Annotated in this window: 17 protein-coding genes and 1 pseudogene; 4 read left to right on the forward strand and 14 right to left on the reverse strand. The window is 71.1% G+C overall.

Translation table 11 applies throughout. The features are described from left to right. Positions 1-23 precede the first annotated feature (23 nt). The 3 genes from V7050_RS02175 to V7050_RS02185 form a co-directional block, all read right to left on the reverse strand. Entirely contained in the window at positions 24-1,103 is a 1,080-nt protein-coding gene (locus V7050_RS02175) for an AI-2E family transporter (RefSeq protein WP_324364876.1), read from the reverse strand. Positions 1,104-1,167: 64 nt separating this feature from the next. After that, positions 1,168-1,848, reverse strand: coding sequence for a ribulose-phosphate 3-epimerase (gene rpe, locus V7050_RS02180; RefSeq protein ID WP_324373824.1), 681 nt, complete (start codon positions 1,846-1,848; stop codon positions 1,168-1,170). Beyond that, positions 1,845-2,708 carry an NAD(P)-dependent oxidoreductase gene (locus V7050_RS02185; protein WP_324364880.1) on the reverse strand — a complete coding sequence of 288 codons (864 nt, stop codon included), beginning with the start codon at positions 2,706-2,708 and terminating at the stop codon, positions 1,845-1,847. The genes rpe and V7050_RS02185 overlap by 4 nt, the downstream gene beginning before the upstream one ends. A gap of 89 nt (positions 2,709-2,797) precedes the next feature. Here V7050_RS02185 and V7050_RS02190 point away from each other — a divergent pair, with 89 nt between their 5' ends. After that, positions 2,798-5,257 (forward strand): penicillin acylase family protein, encoded by a 2,460-nt coding sequence (locus V7050_RS02190; RefSeq protein ID WP_324364882.1) that lies wholly within the window; start codon positions 2,798-2,800, stop codon positions 5,255-5,257. Positions 5,258-5,300: 43 nt separating this feature from the next. Here the strand turns inward: V7050_RS02190 and V7050_RS02195 are convergent, their stop codons facing one another. From V7050_RS02195 to hemB, 4 genes are all read right to left on the reverse strand, one after another. Then, complete coding sequence (locus tag V7050_RS02195; RefSeq protein WP_324364884.1) at positions 5,301-5,834, reverse strand: SRPBCC family protein; 534 nt, start codon at positions 5,832-5,834, stop codon at positions 5,301-5,303. Next, positions 5,831-6,184 (reverse strand): ArsR/SmtB family transcription factor, encoded by a 354-nt coding sequence (locus tag V7050_RS02200; protein WP_324364886.1) that lies wholly within the window; start codon positions 6,182-6,184, stop codon positions 5,831-5,833. Before V7050_RS02200 ends, V7050_RS02195 begins: the two co-directional genes overlap by 4 nt. Before the next feature lie 169 nt (positions 6,185-6,353). Beyond that, positions 6,354-6,914 carry a twin-arginine translocation pathway signal gene (locus V7050_RS02205; RefSeq protein WP_324364888.1) on the reverse strand — a complete coding sequence of 187 codons (561 nt, stop codon included), beginning with the start codon at positions 6,912-6,914 and terminating at the stop codon, positions 6,354-6,356. A gap of 462 nt (positions 6,915-7,376) precedes the next feature. Then, positions 7,377-8,387 carry a porphobilinogen synthase gene (hemB, locus tag V7050_RS02210; RefSeq protein WP_324364890.1) on the reverse strand — a complete coding sequence of 337 codons (1,011 nt, stop codon included), beginning with the start codon at positions 8,385-8,387 and terminating at the stop codon, positions 7,377-7,379. A 191-nt stretch (positions 8,388-8,578) separates the two neighbouring features. On the opposite strand from hemB, the gene V7050_RS02215 reads away from it, so the two are divergent. After that, the gene (locus tag V7050_RS02215; RefSeq protein ID WP_324364892.1) at positions 8,579-9,079 is read left to right on the forward strand and encodes a hypothetical protein; all 501 of its coding nucleotides are present in this window, start codon (positions 8,579-8,581) and stop codon (positions 9,077-9,079) included. A 52-nt stretch (positions 9,080-9,131) separates the two neighbouring features. Further along, entirely contained in the window at positions 9,132-12,614 is a 3,483-nt protein-coding gene (gene mfd, locus V7050_RS02220; RefSeq protein WP_324364893.1) for a transcription-repair coupling factor, read from the forward strand. 50 nt (positions 12,615-12,664) lie between these two features. Here mfd and V7050_RS02225 read toward each other — a convergent pair whose 3' ends face one another. Continuing rightward, positions 12,665-12,868, reverse strand: a complete 204-nt coding sequence (locus V7050_RS02225) for a DUF1127 domain-containing protein (protein WP_324364895.1) — start codon at positions 12,866-12,868, stop codon at positions 12,665-12,667. A gap of 142 nt (positions 12,869-13,010) precedes the next feature. On the opposite strand from V7050_RS02225, the gene V7050_RS02230 reads away from it, so the two are divergent. Beyond that, on the forward strand, positions 13,011-13,724 hold the full coding sequence (locus V7050_RS02230; RefSeq protein WP_324364897.1) for a helix-turn-helix transcriptional regulator: 714 nt from the start codon (positions 13,011-13,013) through the stop codon (positions 13,722-13,724). A 262-nt stretch (positions 13,725-13,986) separates the two neighbouring features. Here V7050_RS02230 and V7050_RS02235 read toward each other — a convergent pair whose 3' ends face one another. The 6 genes and pseudogenes from V7050_RS02235 to V7050_RS02260 form a co-directional block, all read right to left on the reverse strand. Continuing rightward, positions 13,987-15,540, reverse strand: coding sequence for a class I adenylate-forming enzyme family protein (locus V7050_RS02235; protein ID WP_324364899.1), 1,554 nt, complete (start codon positions 15,538-15,540; stop codon positions 13,987-13,989). Between the two features lie 357 nt (positions 15,541-15,897). Further along, positions 15,898-17,082: a vWA domain-containing protein gene (locus tag V7050_RS02240; RefSeq protein ID WP_324364901.1), complete on the reverse strand. Its 1,185-nt coding sequence runs from the start codon at positions 17,080-17,082 to the stop codon at positions 15,898-15,900. A gap of 8 nt (positions 17,083-17,090) precedes the next feature. Further along, the gene (locus V7050_RS02245; protein ID WP_324364903.1) at positions 17,091-17,261 is read right to left on the reverse strand and encodes a hypothetical protein; all 171 of its coding nucleotides are present in this window, start codon (positions 17,259-17,261) and stop codon (positions 17,091-17,093) included. Further along, positions 17,262-18,602: a DUF2927 domain-containing protein gene (locus V7050_RS02250; RefSeq protein ID WP_324364905.1), complete on the reverse strand. Its 1,341-nt coding sequence runs from the start codon at positions 18,600-18,602 to the stop codon at positions 17,262-17,264. A 75-nt stretch (positions 18,603-18,677) separates the two neighbouring features. Beyond that, positions 18,678-19,004, reverse strand: coding sequence for an antifreeze protein (locus V7050_RS02255; protein WP_324364908.1), 327 nt, complete (start codon positions 19,002-19,004; stop codon positions 18,678-18,680). 78 nt (positions 19,005-19,082) lie between these two features. Beyond that, positions 19,083-19,449: pseudogene (locus V7050_RS02260) on the reverse strand (AAA family ATPase); the annotation flags it as partial.

Genomic DNA, 19,449 nt, shown 5'->3' on the forward strand with positions numbered 1-19,449 from the left:
GCCCGGCGCGGCGCCGGCCGGGCTCACGCGCCGGCGCCGCCGCCCGTCGCCGAGGAGGTGATCTCCCCGTCGCGCGACAGCAGGATGGCGATCGGGCGGGTACGGGCGAATTCTGAGAGCACGATCACGAGGATCGCGGTGATCGGCACCGAGAGGATGGCGCCGGGCAGGCCCCACATGGCGCTCCAGACCACGAGGCTCACCAGGATCACGAAGGGGCTGAGATTGAGGGAATTGCCCATCAGATAGGGCTCGAGGAAGTTCCCCACGAAGATCTGCGCCCCGGTCAGCGCCGCGGTCACCGCGAGCACCGGGCCGAACGCGCCGAACTGCACGACGGCGAGCGCGACCGGGAAGGTGACGCCGAGGAAGGACCCCACATAGGGAATGTAGTTGAAGAGCCCGATCAGCAGCGCCCAGAAGCCCGCGAACTCGATGCCGGCGATGCGCATGATCGTATAGGAGAGCAGGCCGAGGAACACGTTGATGGCGGTCTTGATCGCGAGATAGGTACCGATGCGCCGGTTGATGGCCGCGATCAGCGTGCGGAGATGCGCGACCCGTGCCGGATCGTCCGAGAGCCGTCCCACCTTCTTGTCGAAGGCGCCCTTCTCCGTGAGCAGGAAGCCCGCATAGATGACCACGACCGAGAAGGTCGCGACGATCGAGGCGAGCGAGGCCGCGACCGTTCCCATCGCGCGCTGCAGGTTGATCTGCGAGAGCACGTCCTGCCGCAGGGTCTCCCAGGTGGGTTCGGTCTCGATCTTGAGCAGATCCGCGCCGGCCTGGATCGCCGCGAGCAGGCGCTGCTGGTAATCCGGCGCGCGCGCCGCGACCTCGCCGATATTGGCGAGGATGAGCGAGATGATCCCGAAGAGCGCCAGGCCGATCAGGACGACCGCCGCCACATGACGGATCGTCTCCGGGATGCGGGCGCCGACCCCGGGCAGCCGGCCGATCAGGTCGGCCAGCCCGAGCACGATATAGGCGACGATGAAACCCGCCACCACCGGCAGGATCACCCCGCGCCCCTCCACGAGAACCCAGCCGAGCATGATCGCGAAGAGGAGCCCGAGCACCAGATCGCGAAACGGGTCGTTCATGCGGCGCTCCCAGCCTCCGGTCGCGCGAAGCTCTAGCACGCACCCCGGGGCGGCGAAATCCCGGTCAGGCGCAGACGCTGCGGATCGCCGCGATGTTGCGGCGGTAGGCCTCCGGGGTCCCGCCGCGGAAGACCGCCGACCCGGCCACCAGCACGTCGGCGCCGGCCTCCACCGCCAGCGGCGCGGTCTCGGGCGTGATGCCGCCATCGACCTGGAGCCAGACGGGGCGGTCGCCGATCATCGCGCGCAGGCGGCGGATCTTCGGCAGCTGCGAATGCAGGAAGGACTGGCCGCCGAAGCCCGGATTGACGGTCATCGCCAGGATCAGGTCGCAGCGATCGAGCACGTATTCCACCGCCTGGGGCGGCGTCGCCGGCGTGAGCGAGACGCCGGCCCTGGCGCCGAGCTCGCGGATCCGCGCGAGGCTGCGGTCGAGATGCGGGCCCGCCTCGGCATGGATCGTCACGACATCGGCGCCGGCGCGCACGAAATCCTCCAGATAGGGATCGGCCGGCGCGATCATCAGATGCACGTCCATCACCGTGCCGACATGCGGCCGGATCGCCGCCGCCACATTGGGGCCGATGGTGATGTTGGGCACGAAATGCCCGTCCATCACGTCCACATGCACCCAATCCGCCCCCGCGGCCTCGACGGCGCGCACCTCCTCGCCGAGCCGGGCGAAATCCGCGCTCAGGATCGAGGGCGCGATCTTCACCGCGCGGTCGAAATCGGGCGCGCTCATCGCAGGCGGCGGATCAGGCTGGAAGTGTCCCAGCGCCGGCCGCCCATGCCCTGGACGTCCTTGTAGAACTGGTCGACCAGCGCGGTCACCGGCAGGGCGGCGCCATTGGCATCCGCCTCTGCCAGGCAGATGGCGAGATCCTTGCGCATCCAGTCGACGGCGAAGCCGAAGTCGAACCTGTCCTCGAGCATGCTGGCGCCGCGGTTCTCCATCTGCCAGGATCCGGCGGCGCCCTTGGAGATGACGTCGAGCACCGCCTGCCCGTCGAGCCCGGCCTTCTGCGCGAAGGCGAGCCCCTCCGAGAGGCCCTGGAGCAGCCCCGCGATGCAGATCTGGTTGACCATCTTGGTCAGCTGGCCCGCGCCGACCCCGCCCATCAACCGGCAGGACCGGGCATAGGCGGCGATCACCGGCTCGACCCGGCCGTAGGGCTCCGCCTCGCCGCCGCACATCACCGTCAGCGTGCCGTTCTCCGCACCCGCCTGGCCGCCGGAAACCGGCGCGTCGATGAAATGCGCGCCGTGGTCCCGGGCCGCCCGGTGCAATTCCCGCGCCACCGCGGCCGAGGCGGTGGTGTGGTCGACGAAGACCGCGCCCTTCGCGATGCCTTCGAAGGCGCCGGCCTCGCCGGTGGTGACGCTGCGCAGGTCGTCGTCGTTGCCGACGCAGGCGAAGACGATTTCGGCGCCCTGCGCGGCCTCGGCGGGGGTCGCGGCCCAGGAATTGCCGTGCTGCGCCACCCAGGCGTCGGCGCGCGCGGCGGTGCGGTTGTAGATCGTCACCGCATGCCCCCTGGCGGCGAGATGCCCGGCCATCGGATAGCCCATCACGCCCAGACCGATGAAAGCGACGCGCGCCATGACGACCTCGTGTTCCCTGCCAAGTTGTATCGTTCCATGTGGCCTGCTATCGGAGCGGGGTCAACCCGACAGCAAAAGGGCACGACCGCATGGGATTCCTGTTCCGTTGGCTCATGCGGGTCTTCGTGGCGATGCTGATGCTGGCGGTCCTGGCGGCCGGCCTGGTGTACTACCTCGCAAGGCAATCGCTACCCGATTACGACCACAGCTACGTGCTCGACGGGCCATCGGGCGAGATCGAGATCGTGCGCGACCTGCACGCCGTCCCGCATATCCTGGCAAAGGAGGATTCGGACGCCTTCTTCGGCCTCGGCTTCGTGCATGCCCAGGACCGGCTCTGGCAGATGACGCTCCTGCGGCGCACGGCGCAGGGAAGGCTGAGCGAGGTCTTCGGGGAGGATACCGTGGAGATCGACACGCTGATGCGCGCGCTCGACCTCTACGGCCTGTCGCGCGAGGCGGTGGCCGAGCAGAGCGCGGCGACGCTGGCCGCGCTCGAGGCCTATTCCGCCGGGGTCAACGCCTGGCTCAAGGTGGTGCAGGAACAGGCGCTGGGACGGGGCGCGCCGGAGCTCTTCCTCTTCGATGCGCGCATCCAGCCCTGGATTCCCGCGGATTCGATCGCGGTCCTGAAGCTGCTCGCGCTCGACCTGACCGACAAGGCGGCGCGCGAGGCGCTGCGGGCGCGGCTCTCGCTGGTCCTGCCCGAGGAGCGGCTGCGCGACCTGATGCCCGAAGCGCCGAACCCGCCGGTCATGGGCCTGCCCGAGTTCTCGCAGATGTTCCCCGGCGTCGCGCCGCAGCCCGTGAAGCTCGCCGCGCGCCACCCCCTCGACCCGGTGCCCCGGCCCGGCTTCGGCGGCGGCTCCAACGCCTTCGCGGCGGCGGGATCGCGCACGGGCAGCGGCGCCTCGCTGCTCGCCACCGACCCGCATCTCGGCCTGACCGCGCCCTCGATCTGGCTGCTCGCGCGCATGGATCTCGCCGAGGGCCCGGTGATGGGCGCAACCATTCCGGGCATTCCTGCCGTGCTGATCGGCCGCAACGCCGATCTCGGCTGGGGGCTGACCTCGAGCTATCTCGACGACCAGGACATCTATATCGAGAAGCTCAATCCCGAGGATCCGGACCAGTATCTGACGCCGGCCGGCTGGCAGGACTTCGAGACCCGCGAGACGGTGATCGCGGTGCGCGACGCCCCCTCCCGGACCCTCCGCCTCGAGCGGACGCGGCACGGGCCCGTGATCCCGCCGCCGCATTTCGGCGCGGCCGAGGTGACGCCGCCGGGGCATGTGGCGAGCCTCGCCTGGACCGGGCTGACCGCCGAGGACCGCTCCATCGGCGCCGGCATCGCGCTGATGCGGGCGCATTCCATCCGCGAGGCGCGCAAGGCGGCCGAGGAGATCGTGGCGCCCTCCCTGAACCTGACCCTGGCCGACCACGACACGGTCGCGCTCCAGATGGCGGGCGCGGCGCCGCGGCGGCAGGCCGCGCATTCGAGCCAGGGCCGCATCCCGGCGCCGGGATGGCTCGCGGTCAACGACTGGCAGGGCTTCCGGCCGTTTTCGGAGAATCCCTGGATCGTCAATCCGCCGAGCGGGATCGTGGTCAATACCAACAACCGGCTGACCGACGCGGTCTTTCCCGACAACCTCAGCTTCGACTGGGGCGACAGCTACCGCATCGCGCGGGCGAGCTGGCTGCTCGGGGCGCGGGACTACCACTCGCTGGAGAGCTTCATCGAGATCCAGACCGACACCGTCTCGGAGGCCGCCCGCGTGCTCTTGCCGCTGATCGCGCGCGACCTCTGGTACTCGGGCGAGCCAGCGGCCGAGGGCACGCGCGAACGCCAGCGGCAGATCGCGCTGGAGCGCCTCGCCGAATGGAACGGCGCGATGTCCGAGCATGCGCCCGAGCCGCTGATCTACGCCGCCTGGGTCCGCGCGCTGCAGCGCCGGCTGGCGATCGACGAGCTCGGCGGGCTGGTGGCGCTGGTGCCGGTGCCCGACATCGTCTTCCTCGAACGGGTGTTCCGCAACACCGACGGCGCCGGCGCCTGGTGCGACATCGTGCAGAGCAGCGAGACCGAGACCTGTGCCGAGATGGCGCGCCGCGCGCTCGACGACGCGCTGATCGAGCTCGAGGCGGATTTCGGCCCGCGGCTCGAAAGCTGGCGCTGGGGCGACGCGCATCAGGCGCTCCACCGGCACCAGACCCTTGGCAGCATCCCGGTGCTCAATCTGCTGGCCAACATCCGCCAGAGCACGCCGGGCGGCGACAACACGCTGATGCAGGGCGGCATGCCGGCGAGCGGCCCGGAGCCCTATCTCGAGGTCCACGGCGCCGGGTTCCGCGCCGTCTACGATTTCGGCGATCCCGATTCGAGCGTCTTCATCATCGCGACCGGCCAGAGCGGCCATCTGCTGTCGCGATTCTACGACGATCTCGCCATGCTCTGGCGACGGTCGGAATACATTCCCATGTCGCTCGACGCCGATCTCGCGCGGGCCGGCGCGGTCGGCGTGACGCGGATCACGCCGGCCAGCTAGGCGGCAGGCGCCGTCGGGGGCGGTCGCGACCCCCGACGGGCGGTCAGTCCGGCAGTCTCCGGTCGTACTCGTCCCTCAGCCGCGTCCAGCCGTCCCAGAAGGGCTCCGGCTCCCGGCCCGAAAGCCGCGCCGCGAGGATATCCAGATGCGCGTGCCAGCCGGCCCCGATCATCAGCCGCATCGGACGCTGGGCAATGCGGCGGTGGACGAGCGTGAGCAGGACCTCTTCGCCCCTCGGCTCCAGCTCGAACGACACGTCGCCGGTGCCGTCCCAGGAAATGGCGAGCCTGCGGGGCGGGTCCAGCTCGGTGATCCGGCTGATCATCCGGTGCTCGCCGGAGAAGCCGTCCGGGCGGCTTCCCGGCGGGTCGGTCAGTTCGTCGTTGCGCCAGACCAGCTCCACCGGTGCGCCGACATCCATGGCCATTTCGCCCGACGCCAGCCACTGCCGCCGCAGGTCGCTGTCGGTGAGATAGGCCCAGACGCGCTCGATCGGGCCGGGGAGCAGACGCTCCAGTTTCAGCGTGGCCGGTTCGGTCAGCACGCCATAGGCGTCCAGGCCTGCAAGTTCGGTCATGTGTCGTCTCCTTCCTGGGATGCGGGAATCGTGCCCTTCTCTTCTCGGAGCAGGCGTTCGAGCTCGTCCAGACGACCCGTCCAGAAGGTCTCGTAGAAGCTCAGCCAGCGATGGGCGCTGGCGAGCGGACCGGGATCGAGGTGGCAGAGATGGGTATTGCCCCGCACCTCGCGTCGGATCAGTCCGGCCTTCTCGAGCACCTTGATGTGCTTCGAGGCGGCGGCGAGCGACATCGCGAACGGTTCCGCAAGCTGGCCGACCGGCTTCGGCCCGCCAGCGAGGTCGTGGAGCATCCGCCGTCGCGTGGCGCTTCCGAGCGCCTGGAACACGTCGTCGATCTGACGGGCCATCAATTCAACCATATGGTTTAATTGCACGCCAAGCCGATCTAGTCAACCGATTCGTTGAATAGCTGGTTCGTCAGACCGAGGTCGCCGAATCGAATCCCCTGCGCGAGGCCGATGGCTCGGCCTTTCGGCCGCGCCGGCGGGAACGGTGCCGCTGTTCCGTCCGGACCGTTCAGCGAATGATGCGGCTGTACTTCGCGCCTACGAGGCTGGCGTCGGCGATCAGGCCGCGCTGGCCCCAGACCACTTCCTGGATCGGCCGGTTGATCTGGCCCGAGGAGAGGCCGGCGGCGACGCCGCGCCGGGGCAGGGCGACCGCGGCGTCGACGCCGAGCTCCCATCCGTCGGCGACGCGGAAGCCCTGCAACGCATCCGCCGTGAGGAAGAACAGCGCCTGGTTGAACTCCTGGGCGCCGAAGGTGAAGCCGAAGCCCGCGAGGCTCATGGAATAATACTCCACGATCGCCGGGCCGATCAGCAGCGCGCCCTCGCCATAGGCGCCGCTGACCCAGAACCCGAGCTTGCGGATGCGCGGGATCACGAGGATGCCCTCGGACCGCGCGCCGAGCTCCGCCGTGCCGGGAACGGTGGCATAGAGCTGGTCGAGCGCCGCCTGGACATTGGCGTCGATCGCCTGGGCCGGGGTCTCGGTCAAGCCGGTCGGATGCGAGGTGCAGGCCGCGAGGCCCGCGCCGGTTGCCGCGAGAAACGTGCGTCGGGTCCAGTCGGACATGGACGTCTCCTTCAATCTTGCTCGGGTTCTGCCTGGTGGCGGTTTCTGGGCGTGTATTCGCGCAGACGTTAACACATGTTGATAAGGAGAGAAAAGCGCCCACCAGATGTCGCGCAAGGAGATCGCATCTTCAGCCCATTGTTCCCTGTACAACGGTCCCGCCCAAAAATGAGGGCAGCGTCCGGCCCGGCCGCTGCTCGCGCTTCCGCCCGTCGCGGTCTTCAGGATCGCCGGGCAGGATCCGCTCGCTCGCCGTCCGGTCCTCCCGACGGCGGAATCGGCCCTTCTCGTCGCCGTCGTCTGGCTGCCCGGCCGGCAGAAGCGGTCCTCGTCGCCTTCGCGCCGGTCCTGGTCCAGGGCACGATCGCGATCGCCGAGGCGGAAACCCCGAGGGCGCGGCGACCGGGCCCGCCCCGAATGGCGCTACCCGGACCCCGTGAGCCCGCGCGCGCGGCGCCGCGCTCAGCCGGCGGCTCGGTCCCGGAGCAGCCTGGCTGCCCGCGCCGCGTGATAGCTCAGGATGCCGTCGCAGCCGGCCCGCCGGAAGGCGATCAGGCTCTCCATCATGGCGCGCTCGCCGTCGATCCAGCCCTTGGCGGCGGCGGCCTCGATCATCGCGTATTCGCCGGAGACCTGATAGGCGAAGGTCGGCACCCCGAACTCGGCCTTCACCCGGGTGCAGATGTCGAGATAGGGCAGGCCCGGCTTGACCATCACCATGTCGGCGCCCTCGGCGAGATCGATCGCCACCTCGCGCAGCGCCTCCGCGCCGTTCGCGGGGTCCATCTGATAGGTCTTCTTGTCGCCCTTGAGCGCGCCGGTGGCGCCGACCGCATCGCGGAACGGCCCGTAGAAGCTCGAGGCGTATTTCGCCGCGTAGCTCATGATCAGCACGTCGGGAAACTCATGCGCCTCGAGCGCGGCGCGGATCACGCCGATGCGGCCGTCCATCATGTCGGAGGGGCCGAGGATGTCGGCGCCGGCCTCGGCCTGCACGAGCGCCATCTTCTCGAGCGCGATCAGCGTCTCGTCGTTCTGCACCACGCCGTCGCGCACCAGGCCGTCGTGGCCCTCGGAATTATAGGGATCGAGCGCCACGTCGAGCAGCACGCCGATCTGCGGCACCGCCGCCTTGATGGCGCGTGTGGCGCGGCAGACCAGGTTCTCGGGGTTCCAGGCCTCGGTGGCCTCCGGGTTCTTGTCCGCCGCCTCGGTATAGGGAAAGAGCGCGACGCAGGGGATGCCGAGCCCGGCCGCTTCCTCCGCCGCCGCCACCGCCCGGTCGATGCTGAGCCGCGCGACGCCGGGCAGCGAGGCCACCGGCTCCGCCAGATCCGTGCCCTCGCGCAGGAAAAGCGGCCAGATCAGGTCGGCGGGCGAGAGCCGGGCCTCGGCCACGAGATCGCGGATCCAGGGCGTGCGGCGCAGGCGGCGGGGCCGGCCATGGGGAAACGGAGCGGAAAGCGGCGTCATTCTCGGAACCCGGCTTGTCCGGTCCCGTGTGGCACGCGACCCGCGCCGCCTCAAGGGCAAAGCCGGCCCCCGGCCCGTGCACGGTTCGTTGACGATGAGCGGCGCGGACGCTTGACGGCGCGGGCGAAGTTCCGGCAGGAAAACCCTCCAGCACCGCGCCGCGCGCGGCGCATGTCCGGCCGAGAGCGCGCGTGATCCAGGTCTACGGCACAGCCAGCTTCGAGAGCGCCTGGTACTGGGTGCTGACCCTGGTGGTCTGGAGTCTCGTCTGCCACACCACGCTCGGGGTGCCCTACGACATGATCCGGCGGGGGCGGAAGGACCCGGAGGTGCGCGCGCGCGTGGATCTGCGCGCGCGGCTCGCCGCCGAGCGCATCGGCGGCATCTACGACGATTTCGGCATCCCGATCGCCGCGCTCACGGGCTTCGGGCTCGCGGCCCTGGCGGTGATCGGCTTCCTCGCCGGCGTGGAATGGGCCCAGGCGCTCTTCGTGCTGCTCCTGCCGCTGGTCATGGTGTGCTATTCCTCGCTGCGGCTGGGCCTGGCGGTGCGGCGCGACGGCTATCGCGGTGCGGCGCTCAACCGGATGCTGTCGCGGCGGCAGTTCTGGCATGCGGTCTTCGCGGCGGCCTCGGTGTTCTGCGCCCTGGCCGCCGGGCTGGCGCTGCATCCCTCGATCCTGATCCGTTGAACCCGCCCGCGCCGGCTTGCGGGGGCGCTGGCCTTGCGCTAGGTCGCGCGCCATGACCCGCTCTCCCTCACCCGCGACCGGGCGCCTCGTCGTCGGCGGCTGCCCCGAGGGGTTCGACGCGCGGTATCTTGCCGGCATCCTGGCCCGCACCGGCGGCCCGGTGATCCATGTCGCCCGCGACGACGCGCGGCTGGCGAGCCTGCGCGCCTCGCTGAAGTTCTTCGCGCCCGCCGTGCCGGTGCTGAGCTTTCCCGCCTGGGACTGCCTGCCCTACGACCGGATCTCGCCCAATCCCGAGATCGCCGCGGCGCGCATGGCGACGCTCGCGGCCCTCGCGGATGGCTTCGACCGCCCGGCGGCGGTGCTGACAACGGTCAATGCGGCGACCCAGATGGTGCCCGCCCGCGCCGTCCTGCGCGCCTCGTGCTTCACCGCGGAGGTCGGCCGGCGCCTCGATCTGGCCGAGCTCCGGGCCTATCTCGCGCGCATGGGCTTCCAGCAGGCCGCGACCGTGACCGAGCCGGGCGAATTCGCGGTGCGCGGCGGGCTGATCGACCTCTATCCGCCGGGCAACAGGGGGCCGGTGCGGCTCGATCTCTTCGGCGACGTGCTGGAAAGCGCGCGCCGCTTCGATGCCGAGACCCAGCGCACCCTGGAGACCGTCGGGCGGATCGAGCTCGCCCCGGTCTCCGAGGTGATCCTCGACGAAGCCTCGATCGAGCGCTTCCGTACCCGCTACCGGGCGGAATTCGGCGCCGCGGGGCGGGACGATCCGCTCTACGAGGCGGTGAGTGCCGGGCGCAAGCACCAGGGCTACGAGCATTGGCTGCCCTTCTATCACGCGCGGCTGGAGACGCTCTTCGACTATCTGCCCGGGGCGCCGGTCCTGCTCGATGATGCCTTCGAGGCGGCGCAGGCGGCGCGCTGGGAGGCGCTGAGCGAGCAATATGCCGCGCGCACGGCGGCGCTGGCCGCCAAGGCGCGGCTCGGCACGATCTACAAGCCCGCGCCGCCGGGATCGCTCTACCTCGACGCGCCCGCCTTCGCGGCGGCGGTGGCGGGGCGGCGCGTGGAGCAGCTCAAGGCCCTGCCGCAGCCGCTCGGGCCGGGCGTGATCGACGCCGGTGGACGGATCGGCCGCGATTTCGCGCCGGAACGCCAGCAGGAGAGCCTCAGCCTCTTCGGCGCGCTGGCCGGGCACATCGCGGCGAAGCGCCGCAGCGGCGACGTGGTCGTCGCCTCCTATTCCCGGGGCGCCCGCGAGCGGCTGGCGGGGCTTCTCGCCGACAGCGGCGTCGAGGGCGCGGTCGAGATCGCCTCCGCCGGCGAGATCGCGGGCAGGGGCGGCGCATTGCATCTCGCGGTCTGGCCGCTCGAACACGGCTTCGAGGCGCCGGGGCTCACGGTGATCGCCGAGCAGGACGTGCTGGGCGACCGGCTGATCCGCGCGCCGCGCCGGCGCAAGCGCGCCGAGAACTTCCTGACCGAGGCGGCGGGGCTCTCGCCCGGCGATCTCGTGGTGCATGTCGACCACGGCGTCGGCCGCTATCTCGGGCTCGAGACCGTCACCGCCATGGGCGCGCCGCACGAATGCCTCGCGCTCGAATACGCCGGCGGCGACAAGCTCTACCTGCCGGTGGAGAACATCGAGCTCCTGACCCGCTACGGCCACGAGGAGGGGCTGCTCGACCGGCTCGGCGGCGGCGCCTGGCAGGCCAAGAAGGCGCGGCTCAAGGCGCGCATCCGCGACATGGCCGAGCGGCTGATCCGCATCGCCGCCGAACGGGCGCTGCGCAAGGGCACGGTGCTGGCCCCGCCCGACCATCACGCCTGGGAGGAATTCTGCGCCCGCTTCCCCTATGCCGAGACCGACGACCAGCTCGCCGCCATCGCCGACGTGCTGGCGGACATGGAATCGGGCCGGCCGATGGACCGGCTGATCTGCGGCGACGTGGGCTTCGGCAAGACGGAAGTGGCGCTGCGCGCGGCCTTCGTCGCGGCGATGTCGGGGGTGCAGGTCGCGGTGGTCGCGCCGACGACCCTGCTCGCGCGGCAGCATTTCAAGAGCTTCACCGAGCGGTTCCGCGGCCTGCCGCTCAGGGTCCGCCAGCTCAGCCGCTTCGTGCCCGCCCGGGAAGCGGCCGAGACCCGGGCCGGCCTCGCCGACGGGACGATCGAGATCGTGATCGGCACCCATGCGCTCTTGGCGAAATCGGTGAAATTCGCCGCCCTCGGCCTCCTCGTCATTGACGAGGAGCAGCATTTCGGCGTCCAGCACAAGGAGCGGCTGAAGCAGCTGCGCTCGGACGTGCATGTGCTCACGCTCACCGCCACGCCGATCCCGCGCACGCTGCAGCTGGCGCTCTCGGGGGTGCGCGAGCTCTCGCTCATCGCCACGCCCCCGGTCGACCGGCTGGCGATCCGCACCTATGTCAGCGAGTTCGACGCGGTGACCGTGCGCGAGGCGCTGCTGCGCGAGCACTACCGGGGCGGGCAGTCCTTCTACGTGGTCCCCCGCATCGCCGACATCGCCGAGGTCGAGGCGCATCTGCGCGAGCAGGTGCCGGAGGTGCGGGTGCTGGTCGCCCACGGCCAGATGGCGGCGGGCGATCTCGACGCGCGGATGAACGCCTTCTACGACGGCCAGTTCGACGTGCTCTTGTCGACGACCATCATCGAGAGCGGCCTCGACATCCCCGCTGCCAATACGCTGATCGTCGATCGCGCCGACATGTTCGGCCTCGCCCAGCTCTACCAGATCCGCGGCCGCGTCGGGCGCTCCAAGCTCAGGGCCTATGCCTTCTTCATGACCGAGCCGCGCAAGCCCCTGACCGTGCAGGCCGAGAAGCGGCTGCGCGTGCTCGGCGCGCTCGACAGCCTCGGCGCCGGCTTCACGCTGGCGAGCCAGGACCTCGACATCCGCGGCGCGGGCAACCTGCTCGGCGAGGAGCAGTCCGGCCATGTGCGCGAAGTCGGCTTCGAGCTCTATCAGGACATGCTGCACGAGGCGATCGCCAAGCTGCAGTCCGGCGAGGTCGGGATGGCCGACGAGGGCGAATGGTCGCCGCAGATCAACCTCGGCGTGCCGGTCTTGATCCCCGAGCCCTATGTCCCCGACCTCGACGTGCGCCTCGGGCTCTACCGGCGGCTCTCGGGCCTCGAGCGCAAGGTCGAGATGGAGGGCTTCGCGGCGGAGCTGATCGACCGCTTCGGGCCGCTGCCGAAGGAGGTCGAGACGCTGATGCTGGTCGTCCGCATCAAGGCGCTCTGCAAACGCGCCGGCATCGCGCGGCTCGACGGCGGGCCGAAGGGCGCGACGGTGCAGTTCCACAACGACCGCTACGCCAATCCGGCGGGCCTGGTGCAGTTCATCCAGGACCAGAACGGCCACGCCAAGGTCCGGGACAACAGGATCGTCGTCCGCCGCGACTGGGACAGCGAGAAGAAGCGCCTGGTCGGCGCCTTCGGCATCGCCCGCGATCTCGCCGCGCTGGCCGCGCCCGCCGCCAAGGCGCAACAGCTCACCAGCGCCTGACGGCTCGGCCGCACGACGACCCTTGCCCGAACCGGCCACGCGGCCGCCATTCAGAGCGGCCAGCGCCACTCCGGCGCCAAGGGCTCGATCTGGTGACGTTCGAGGCCGATGTCGCGCAGGCTCGCGTCGCTCAGCCCGCGCAGCGCCCGCCGCGCCCGGCCTGCCGCCGAGCGGGCGCGCCAGCGCCGGGCGAGGGTGCTCGCCAGCGCGGCGAAGCCCGGGGGCGGTGCGGTGCGGATTTCGGGATAGGCCATGATCTCTCTCCGTTTCTGAGTGCATGGCGCATTGTGCCCGGAGGCCCTTGCCAGCATCCTGTCAGGAGCGCGGCGGGCTCCTGACAAGGTGGTGCCAGGAGGCTTGCGCCAGGCTCGCGCCGACCGCCGCCGGGAGGAGTTCATGCGCCGCGCCGATCGCCTGTTCGAGATCATCCAGCTGATGCGCCGGCGCCCGACCGTGACGGCGCGCGAGCTCGGGGCGGCGCTCGAGGTCTCCGAGCGCACGATCTATCGCGACATCGCCGATCTGGCCGCCTCGGGCGTGCCGATCGAGGGCGAGGCGGGGGTCGGCTACACCCTGCGCCCCGGCTTCGACCTGCCGCCCCTGATGTTCAAGGAGGCGGAGATCGAGGCGCTGGTGCTCGGCGCGAGGATCGTCGAATCCTGGGCCGACGGCGAGCTGGCGGAGGCGGCTACGGACGTCATCGCCAAGATCGAGGCGGTGATCCCCGAACGCCTGCGCGGCTACATGGCGGGAACCGCGCTGCTGGCCCCGGAGACGCATTTCGTCGAGCCGCTCGGCTTCGATCTCGCCGATCTGCGCCGCGCCCTGCGCCAGCGGCTCCGGGTGCATTTCGGCTATACCGACGTGCTCGGCCAGGTGAGCGAGCGCACCGTGCGGCCGCTGTCAATGGCCTTCTTCGGCCCGGTCTGGGTCCTCGCGGCCTGGTGCGAGCTGCGCGAGGATTTCCGCACCTTCCGCCTCGACCGCATGCGCGGCTTCACCGTGCCCGAGCTCGCCCCGTTCCGGCCCGAACCGGGCAAGACCCTGCACGATTTCCTCAAGCGCCCCGGAACCTGGACCCGAGGCGCCGCCGGCGCCTCGGACGGGTGACGAGGCCTCCGGGTGATGGCATCGGACGGGCATCGCCTTCCCCCGCGCATCCGGCAAGTGACGAACCCGCCGGTGCAGCCCTACCCGCTTCGGCCTCCAGGCCCGCGCGCTCCGGCCGGTGAACCGGCGCGAAGGCAGCGCCTCGCTTTCGCCGGTTCGGGTTGGCCGTGGGACACCGCACCCCCATAGGCACCGGCAGCGCGGGCACCTGGGAAAGGCGTCGCCCCGAGGCGGATCGTGCGGCACAGGATGTCGGGCGCGCTCACATCCCGCCCCGAACGTCGCGGAGCTTCCGGCGGATGAGCTTGCCGTTGCTGCCCCGCGGCAGGTTCGCGACGGCATGGAATTCCCTGGGGCATTTGTACCGCGCCAGCAGCCCCTCGCAATGGCGCGCGAGCGCCGCGGCCTCCGGCGCATCGCCCGCCGGCACGAAGAAGGCCGCGATGATCGAGACCCCGTCGCGCACCGGCAGATCGACGACGGCCGCCTCGGCGACGCCGGGATGACGCAGGAGCGCCGCCTCGACCTCCTGGGGCGCGACGCGGTAGCCGCCGGCGTTCATCACCTCGTCGGCGCGGCCGAGATGGGTGATCGTGCCGTCCGCCGCCATCCGCGCCCGGTCGCCGGTCAGGAACCATTCGCCGCGGAAGGCGGCCGCGGTCTCCTCCGGCCGCCGCCAGTAGCCCAGCATCAGCCCGGGATCGCGCCGGCCGACCGCGAGCAGCCCGTCGGTGCCGCGCGGCAGCGGCGCGTCGCCGGTCTCGCCGAGGATCGCCACCCGACGGCCCCGCTGGGGCCGCCCGGACCGGCCGGGAACCGGCGGATCCTCGGGCGAGAAAGAGATATAGGTCGAGATCTCCGACATGCCGAGCGCCTGGTAGATCGGCCTGCCGGTGGCACGGCTCCAGGTCTCCGCCACCGTCTCCGCCAGCGCCTCCCCGGCGCTGAGCCCGTGGCGCAGGCCGGCGAAGCCCTCTGCGAGACCGGGCGCATCGAGCATCTGGCGATAGACACCCGGCACGGCGGCGAAGATCGTCGCGCCATGGGCGGCCGCCAGCCGCGGCCAGACATGCCGGTCGGGCGGGCCGGCATGGATAAGCGCCGTCGCCCCCGCCGCCCAGGGATCGGTGAGGCCCGCCCCCAGGGTATAGGTCCAGTTGAAGGCGCCCGCATGCAGCACCCGGTCGTCCGGCTTGAGCCCGTACCAGCCCTGCCACATCATGCGCCGCGCCCAGGCCGCGCGCTGGGCATGCAGCACGCCCTTGGGCCGGCCGCTGGTGCCGGAGGTATAGACGATGAAGGCTGGATCGTCCGGCATGGTCGCGGCGAAGCGCCGCGGCGGATGCCTGCCGAGCGCCGCGATCTCGGCGGGGCCGATGACCGGGCAGGCGACACCCGGCGGCAGGTCGAGGCCCGCGCCGAGCGCGACCAGGGCGGGATCGAGATCGGCGAGGATCGCCGCCACCTCGGCGCGCGTGAGCTGCGGCGAGGCCGGCGCCGGCACCGCGCCCAGAGCGATGGCGGCGAAGAACAGGATCGGGAATTCGGCACTGTTGCCGAGGCGCAGCAGCATCCGGTCCCCGGGGCGGATGCCCGCTGCCGCGAGGCCGGCGGCCGTCCGGCGCACCGCCTCTGCCAGCTCCCCGTGCGTCCAGCGCGCCGCGACCGCGCCGGGGCCCGCGATCACCTCTAGGGCAACCTTCTCCGGCGTGATCGCCGCCGCGGCAAGGGTATGCGCGGCCATGTTGAACGGGGCGGGGCAGGGCGCGAAGGGCCCCTCGTCGAAGAGCGAGGGCTGCGGGGTCGGATCAGCCAAGGTTCGGTTTCCGGGGCAGCCGCCCGGCCATGCCCGGCTTTCGGGTTCTCGGCCGGACGAGATCTCGCCTGGCGGGCAGGCTTGGGCCAATCCGTCGGAAAGCCGCCAGGCCAGTCCGCTCTGCCGGGTAAGCATGGGCAGCGACCGCCCGAGGGGGGCGCGGAAGCGCCCGCGTCGTGCCGGAGGCACGCCTCCCGGCGTGACGGGGCGGGCGGGCGCTGCCCGTGCTGGCGCACGGGCGGGAGTTGTCGACACGCTCCACAGAAGAATTGCCGCTCTGGGCAATATCGAAGCACGCGGCCACGGCCATCGGATCCGAATGCAATCGCCTCGCCCGCCGATGAAACCCCTCCGGCCTCACGACGCCAGCTCGCGGATGCCCGCCTCCAGCCCCGCCAGCGTCAGGGGATACATCCTTGCGCCGAAGATCTCCCCGATCATTCCGATCGAGGGGCTGTAGCCCCAGCTCCGCTCCGGCAGCGGATTGATCCAGATCGCGCGGCCCCAGACATCGAGCAGGCGCCTCAGCCAGACCTCGCCGCTCTCGGCATTCCAATGCTCGTTGGCGCCGCCGGGATGGCTGATCTCGTAGGGCGACATGGCGGCATCCCCGACGAAGATCACGCGGTAGTCGGCCGGATAGGTCCGCAGCAGCTCCGCGGTCGGAAGCTGCGCGTCCCACCGCCGGCGATTGTCGCGCCAGACGCCTTCGTAGAGGCAGTTGTGGAAATAGAAATGCTCCAGATGCCGGAACTCCGACCGCGCGGCGGAGAAGAGCTCCTCGACCTGCCGGACATGCGGGTCCATCGAGCCGCCCACGTCGAGGAAGAGCAGGAGCTTGACGGCATTGTGCCGCTCGGGACGGGTGACGACCTCGAGCCAGCCCTGCTCGGCGGTGCGGCGGATCGTGTGGTCGAGGTCGAGCTCGTCGGCCGATCCCTCGCGCGCCCAGCGGCGCAGCCGGCGCAGCGCCAGCTTGATGCCGCGCGTGCCGAGCTCCACGCCGTCGTCGAGGTCGCGGAACTCGCGGCGGTCCCAGACCTTGACGGCACGCCGGTGGCGGCTCGCGTCCTGGCCGATGCGCATGCCCTCGGGATTGTAGCCGAAGGCGCCGAAGGGCGAGGTCCCGGCGGTGCCGATCCATTTCGAGCCGCCCTGATGCCGGCCCTTCTGCTCGCGCAATCGCTGCGCGAGCATCTCCATCAGCGTCTCGAACCCGCCCGCGGCCTCGATCCGCGCGCGTTCCTCCGCGCTCAGATGCGCCTCGGCGAGCTTGCGCAGCCATTCGGCGGGCAGCTCGACCGCGGCCAGCACCGCCTCCGGGCCCAGGGAGTCGAGCCCGCTGAAGCTCTCGGCGAAGGCCCGGTCGAAGCGGTCCACATGCCGCTCGTCCTTCACCAGCGTGGCGCGGGCGAGATAATAGAAGCCCTCCGCGTCGTAGAGCACGACCTGCGCCGCGAGCGCCTCGAGAAAGCTCAGGTATTCCCGCAGCGAGACCGGCAGCTTCGCGGCGCGCAATCGATCGTAGAAGCCGGTGAACAAGGGCGCGCTCAGATCAGCCCGAAGCGCCGGGCGAGGATGGTCAGCGCGAGGGCCACGAGCGTGAAGGCGATGCCATGGGCGATGCCGTATTGCCACTTGTCGAGCCGGTCGCCGCCGCGCCGCGTCGCGCGCTGCCAGCCGAGGATCATGCCGAAGGCGAAGGCGATGGGCAGGAGCATTCATCCATCCTCGAGACGCATCAGCGCCGCGATCTGCGCCTGTTCGCGGGCCAGCGCCCCGTCGCTGTCGCCGAAGCCATAGCGCGCCCAGCGCAGGCTGTCGAGGCGGGCTTCCTGGGCCGCCTCGGTCTCGCCGAGCTCGAAGAGCGCCTGGGCCTTGATCGAGAGCAGGCCGGCGATCAGGATCGCGTTCTGCCCGGCCTGCGCCGCGGGCACATGCAGCTCGGCGAGCCGGACGGCCGCCCGGTACTGGCCCGTCCCGAGCGCGAGCGCCGCCACATGCACCCCGGCCTGGGCGGTGCGGACGTCGTTGACGCCGAACCTCTCCCGCGACAGCCGGTAGGCCTCGGAGAAATCCCGCGCCGCGGCGGCGGGATCGCGGCGCAGGTCGAGCCGCCCGAGCGTGAGCAGGGACACCGCGAGCCGATGGTCGACCGGGCGCATCTCCGCGGCGATCTGGGTGGCGATCTCCGCCGAGTCCTGGCGGCGCCCGGTCGGCGTGCTGCGCGAGAGCGCCGTCTCGATGGCGCCGCCCCAGGCGCGCGATTCGGGGTTCCGCGCCTGCCGGGGCTTGCCGCGGCCGGCGGGATTGGTGCGGTCGAGCAGCTTCGGCAACCGCGCCGCGACCTGCTCCCGGCTCATGCCGCTCTTCAGCTCCGGCCGGTAGAGGGTCCGCAGCATCAGCATGTCGAAGGAGGTGGCGATGCCGTGGAAATTGTCGTCGTTCCAGATCGAATCCGGCAGCCGGTAGAGATCGTTCGCCGGCCCGAGCGCCTGGGTGAGCTCCTCGTTGAGGCAGTCGCGCACGTCCTGGGGCGTGGTGTCGACCGGCAGGAAGATCGCCGCCCCCTCGAGCTCGGTCTGCGCCGACCAGCGCAGCCGCGCGTCCGGCCGGCCGCGCAGGAAGCTCTTCCAGCCCCGCTCGCCCGGCACGATGAAGCAGGCGGCGGTGGGATAGACCCGGCTGATCTCCGCCGCGGGCACGGCCTCGATGGCGATCTGCGCCTCGGCCGCATCCTCGGTCAGCGCGATGTCGATGCCGGCCTCGTCCCGCAGCCGGGCGAGAAGCTCCTCCAGGTCGCCGCGATAGGGCTCGAGCTCGGGGGAGGTCACATGCACCCGGATCGGCGCCTCGTAGCGCAAGAGCCCGCCGATCTCCTCGCCGCTCTCGAGCGCGAAGGTGAGGTCGAGGAAATCCTCCGCGAGGTCGCGGTTGGAGCGATCGACGCCCTTGGGCAGCTTCGCCGCCGCGAATCGCACGCTGGTGATCGGCTGCGCCGGAACGGTCGCGCAGCCCGCGAGCATCGCGAGGGCGATCCAGAGGGCGGGACGGAGACCCATGCCGCTCACCCTTGCGGGCAATGCCGCGGCCCGGCGGCGCTCATGGCGCGGCCGCGCGGCGGGGTCGGGGGGCGCTCAGGCGCGGTACTTGCGCGCGTTCGAGCGGGTCTTGGCGTGGATCGGCCGCAGCGCCGCGGTGGCGATCCGGGCCGGATCGGCCCCGCGGAACGCCGCGACCGCGGCGTTCTCGGAGGCCTTCGCGAAGGCCGTCGCCTTTTCGAGCACCATGCCGGCGGCCTCGGGGGCGCTCATGCGCCCCAGCGACATCTTCATGCTGCGGCGCATGATGACCTCGGTCGCCGCCAGGTTCATCTGACCGTAGGACAGGGCGAAGCGCATCCAGGCCGATACGGCATCCGTCACCGGATCCGCAGAAAATCCCGAGCTGCGTCGTCTTGACATCGATCGATTCCCCCGTTTGTTGCGGTGCAACATAGTGCGCTGCCTGCGGGTTGTCATGCCAAAAGTGACATCTCTCCGTCACGATCGGCGGCTCCGGGCGATGAAGGCCAGCCGCTCGAAGAGATGCACGTCCTGCTCGTTCTTGAGCAGCGCCCCGTGCAGCTGCGGCAGGGCGCTCGCGGCGTCCCGGCGCAGGTCCTCGGGTGCCAGATCCTCGGCGAGCAGCAGCTTCAGCCAGTCCAGCACCTCCGAGGTGGAGGGCTTCTTCTTCAGCCCCGGCGTCTCGCGGATCTCGAAGAACTGGGTCAGCGCGTTGCGCACCAGCGACGCCTTGATGCCGGGAAAGTGAACCTCGACGATGCTCGCCAGCGTCTCCGGGTTGGGGAAGCGGATGTAGTGGAAGAAGCAGCGGCGCAGGAAGGCGTCGGGCAGCTCCTTCTCGTTG

The organism is Amaricoccus sp. (assembly GCF_036846665.1).
In the GTDB taxonomy this organism is placed as follows: Bacteria; Pseudomonadota; Alphaproteobacteria; order Rhodobacterales; family Rhodobacteraceae; genus Amaricoccus.

Bases quoted from the DNA above. Each gene is read 5' to 3' on its own strand.
- V7050_RS02175 (WP_324364876.1), bottom strand. From the start codon at position 1,103: ATGAACGACCCGTTTCGCGATCTGGTGCTCGGGCTCCTCTTCGCGATC.
- mfd (WP_324364893.1), top strand. From the start codon at position 9,132: ATGACCCGCTCTCCCTCACCCGCGACCGGGCGCCTCGTCGTCGGCGGC.
- V7050_RS02225 (WP_324364895.1), bottom strand. From the start codon at position 12,868: ATGGCCTATCCCGAAATCCGCACCGCACCGCCCCCGGGCTTCGCCGCG.
- hemB (WP_324364890.1), bottom strand. From the start codon at position 8,387: ATGACGCCGCTTTCCGCTCCGTTTCCCCATGGCCGGCCCCGCCGCCTG.
- V7050_RS02230 (WP_324364897.1), top strand. From the start codon at position 13,011: ATGCGCCGCGCCGATCGCCTGTTCGAGATCATCCAGCTGATGCGCCGG.
- V7050_RS02245 (WP_324364903.1), bottom strand. From the start codon at position 17,261: ATGCTCCTGCCCATCGCCTTCGCCTTCGGCATGATCCTCGGCTGGCAG.
- rpe (WP_324373824.1), bottom strand. From the start codon at position 1,848: ATGAGCGCGCCCGATTTCGACCGCGCGGTGAAGATCGCGCCCTCGATC.
- V7050_RS02190 (WP_324364882.1), top strand. From the start codon at position 2,798: ATGGGATTCCTGTTCCGTTGGCTCATGCGGGTCTTCGTGGCGATGCTG.
- V7050_RS02205 (WP_324364888.1), bottom strand. From the start codon at position 6,914: ATGTCCGACTGGACCCGACGCACGTTTCTCGCGGCAACCGGCGCGGGC.
- V7050_RS02255 (WP_324364908.1), bottom strand. From the start codon at position 19,004: ATGTCAAGACGACGCAGCTCGGGATTTTCTGCGGATCCGGTGACGGAT.
- V7050_RS02250 (WP_324364905.1), bottom strand. From the start codon at position 18,602: ATGGGTCTCCGTCCCGCCCTCTGGATCGCCCTCGCGATGCTCGCGGGC.
- V7050_RS02195 (WP_324364884.1), bottom strand. From the start codon at position 5,834: ATGACCGAACTTGCAGGCCTGGACGCCTATGGCGTGCTGACCGAACCG.
- V7050_RS02200 (WP_324364886.1), bottom strand. From the start codon at position 6,184: ATGGCCCGTCAGATCGACGACGTGTTCCAGGCGCTCGGAAGCGCCACG.
- V7050_RS02185 (WP_324364880.1), bottom strand. From the start codon at position 2,708: ATGGCGCGCGTCGCTTTCATCGGTCTGGGCGTGATGGGCTATCCGATG.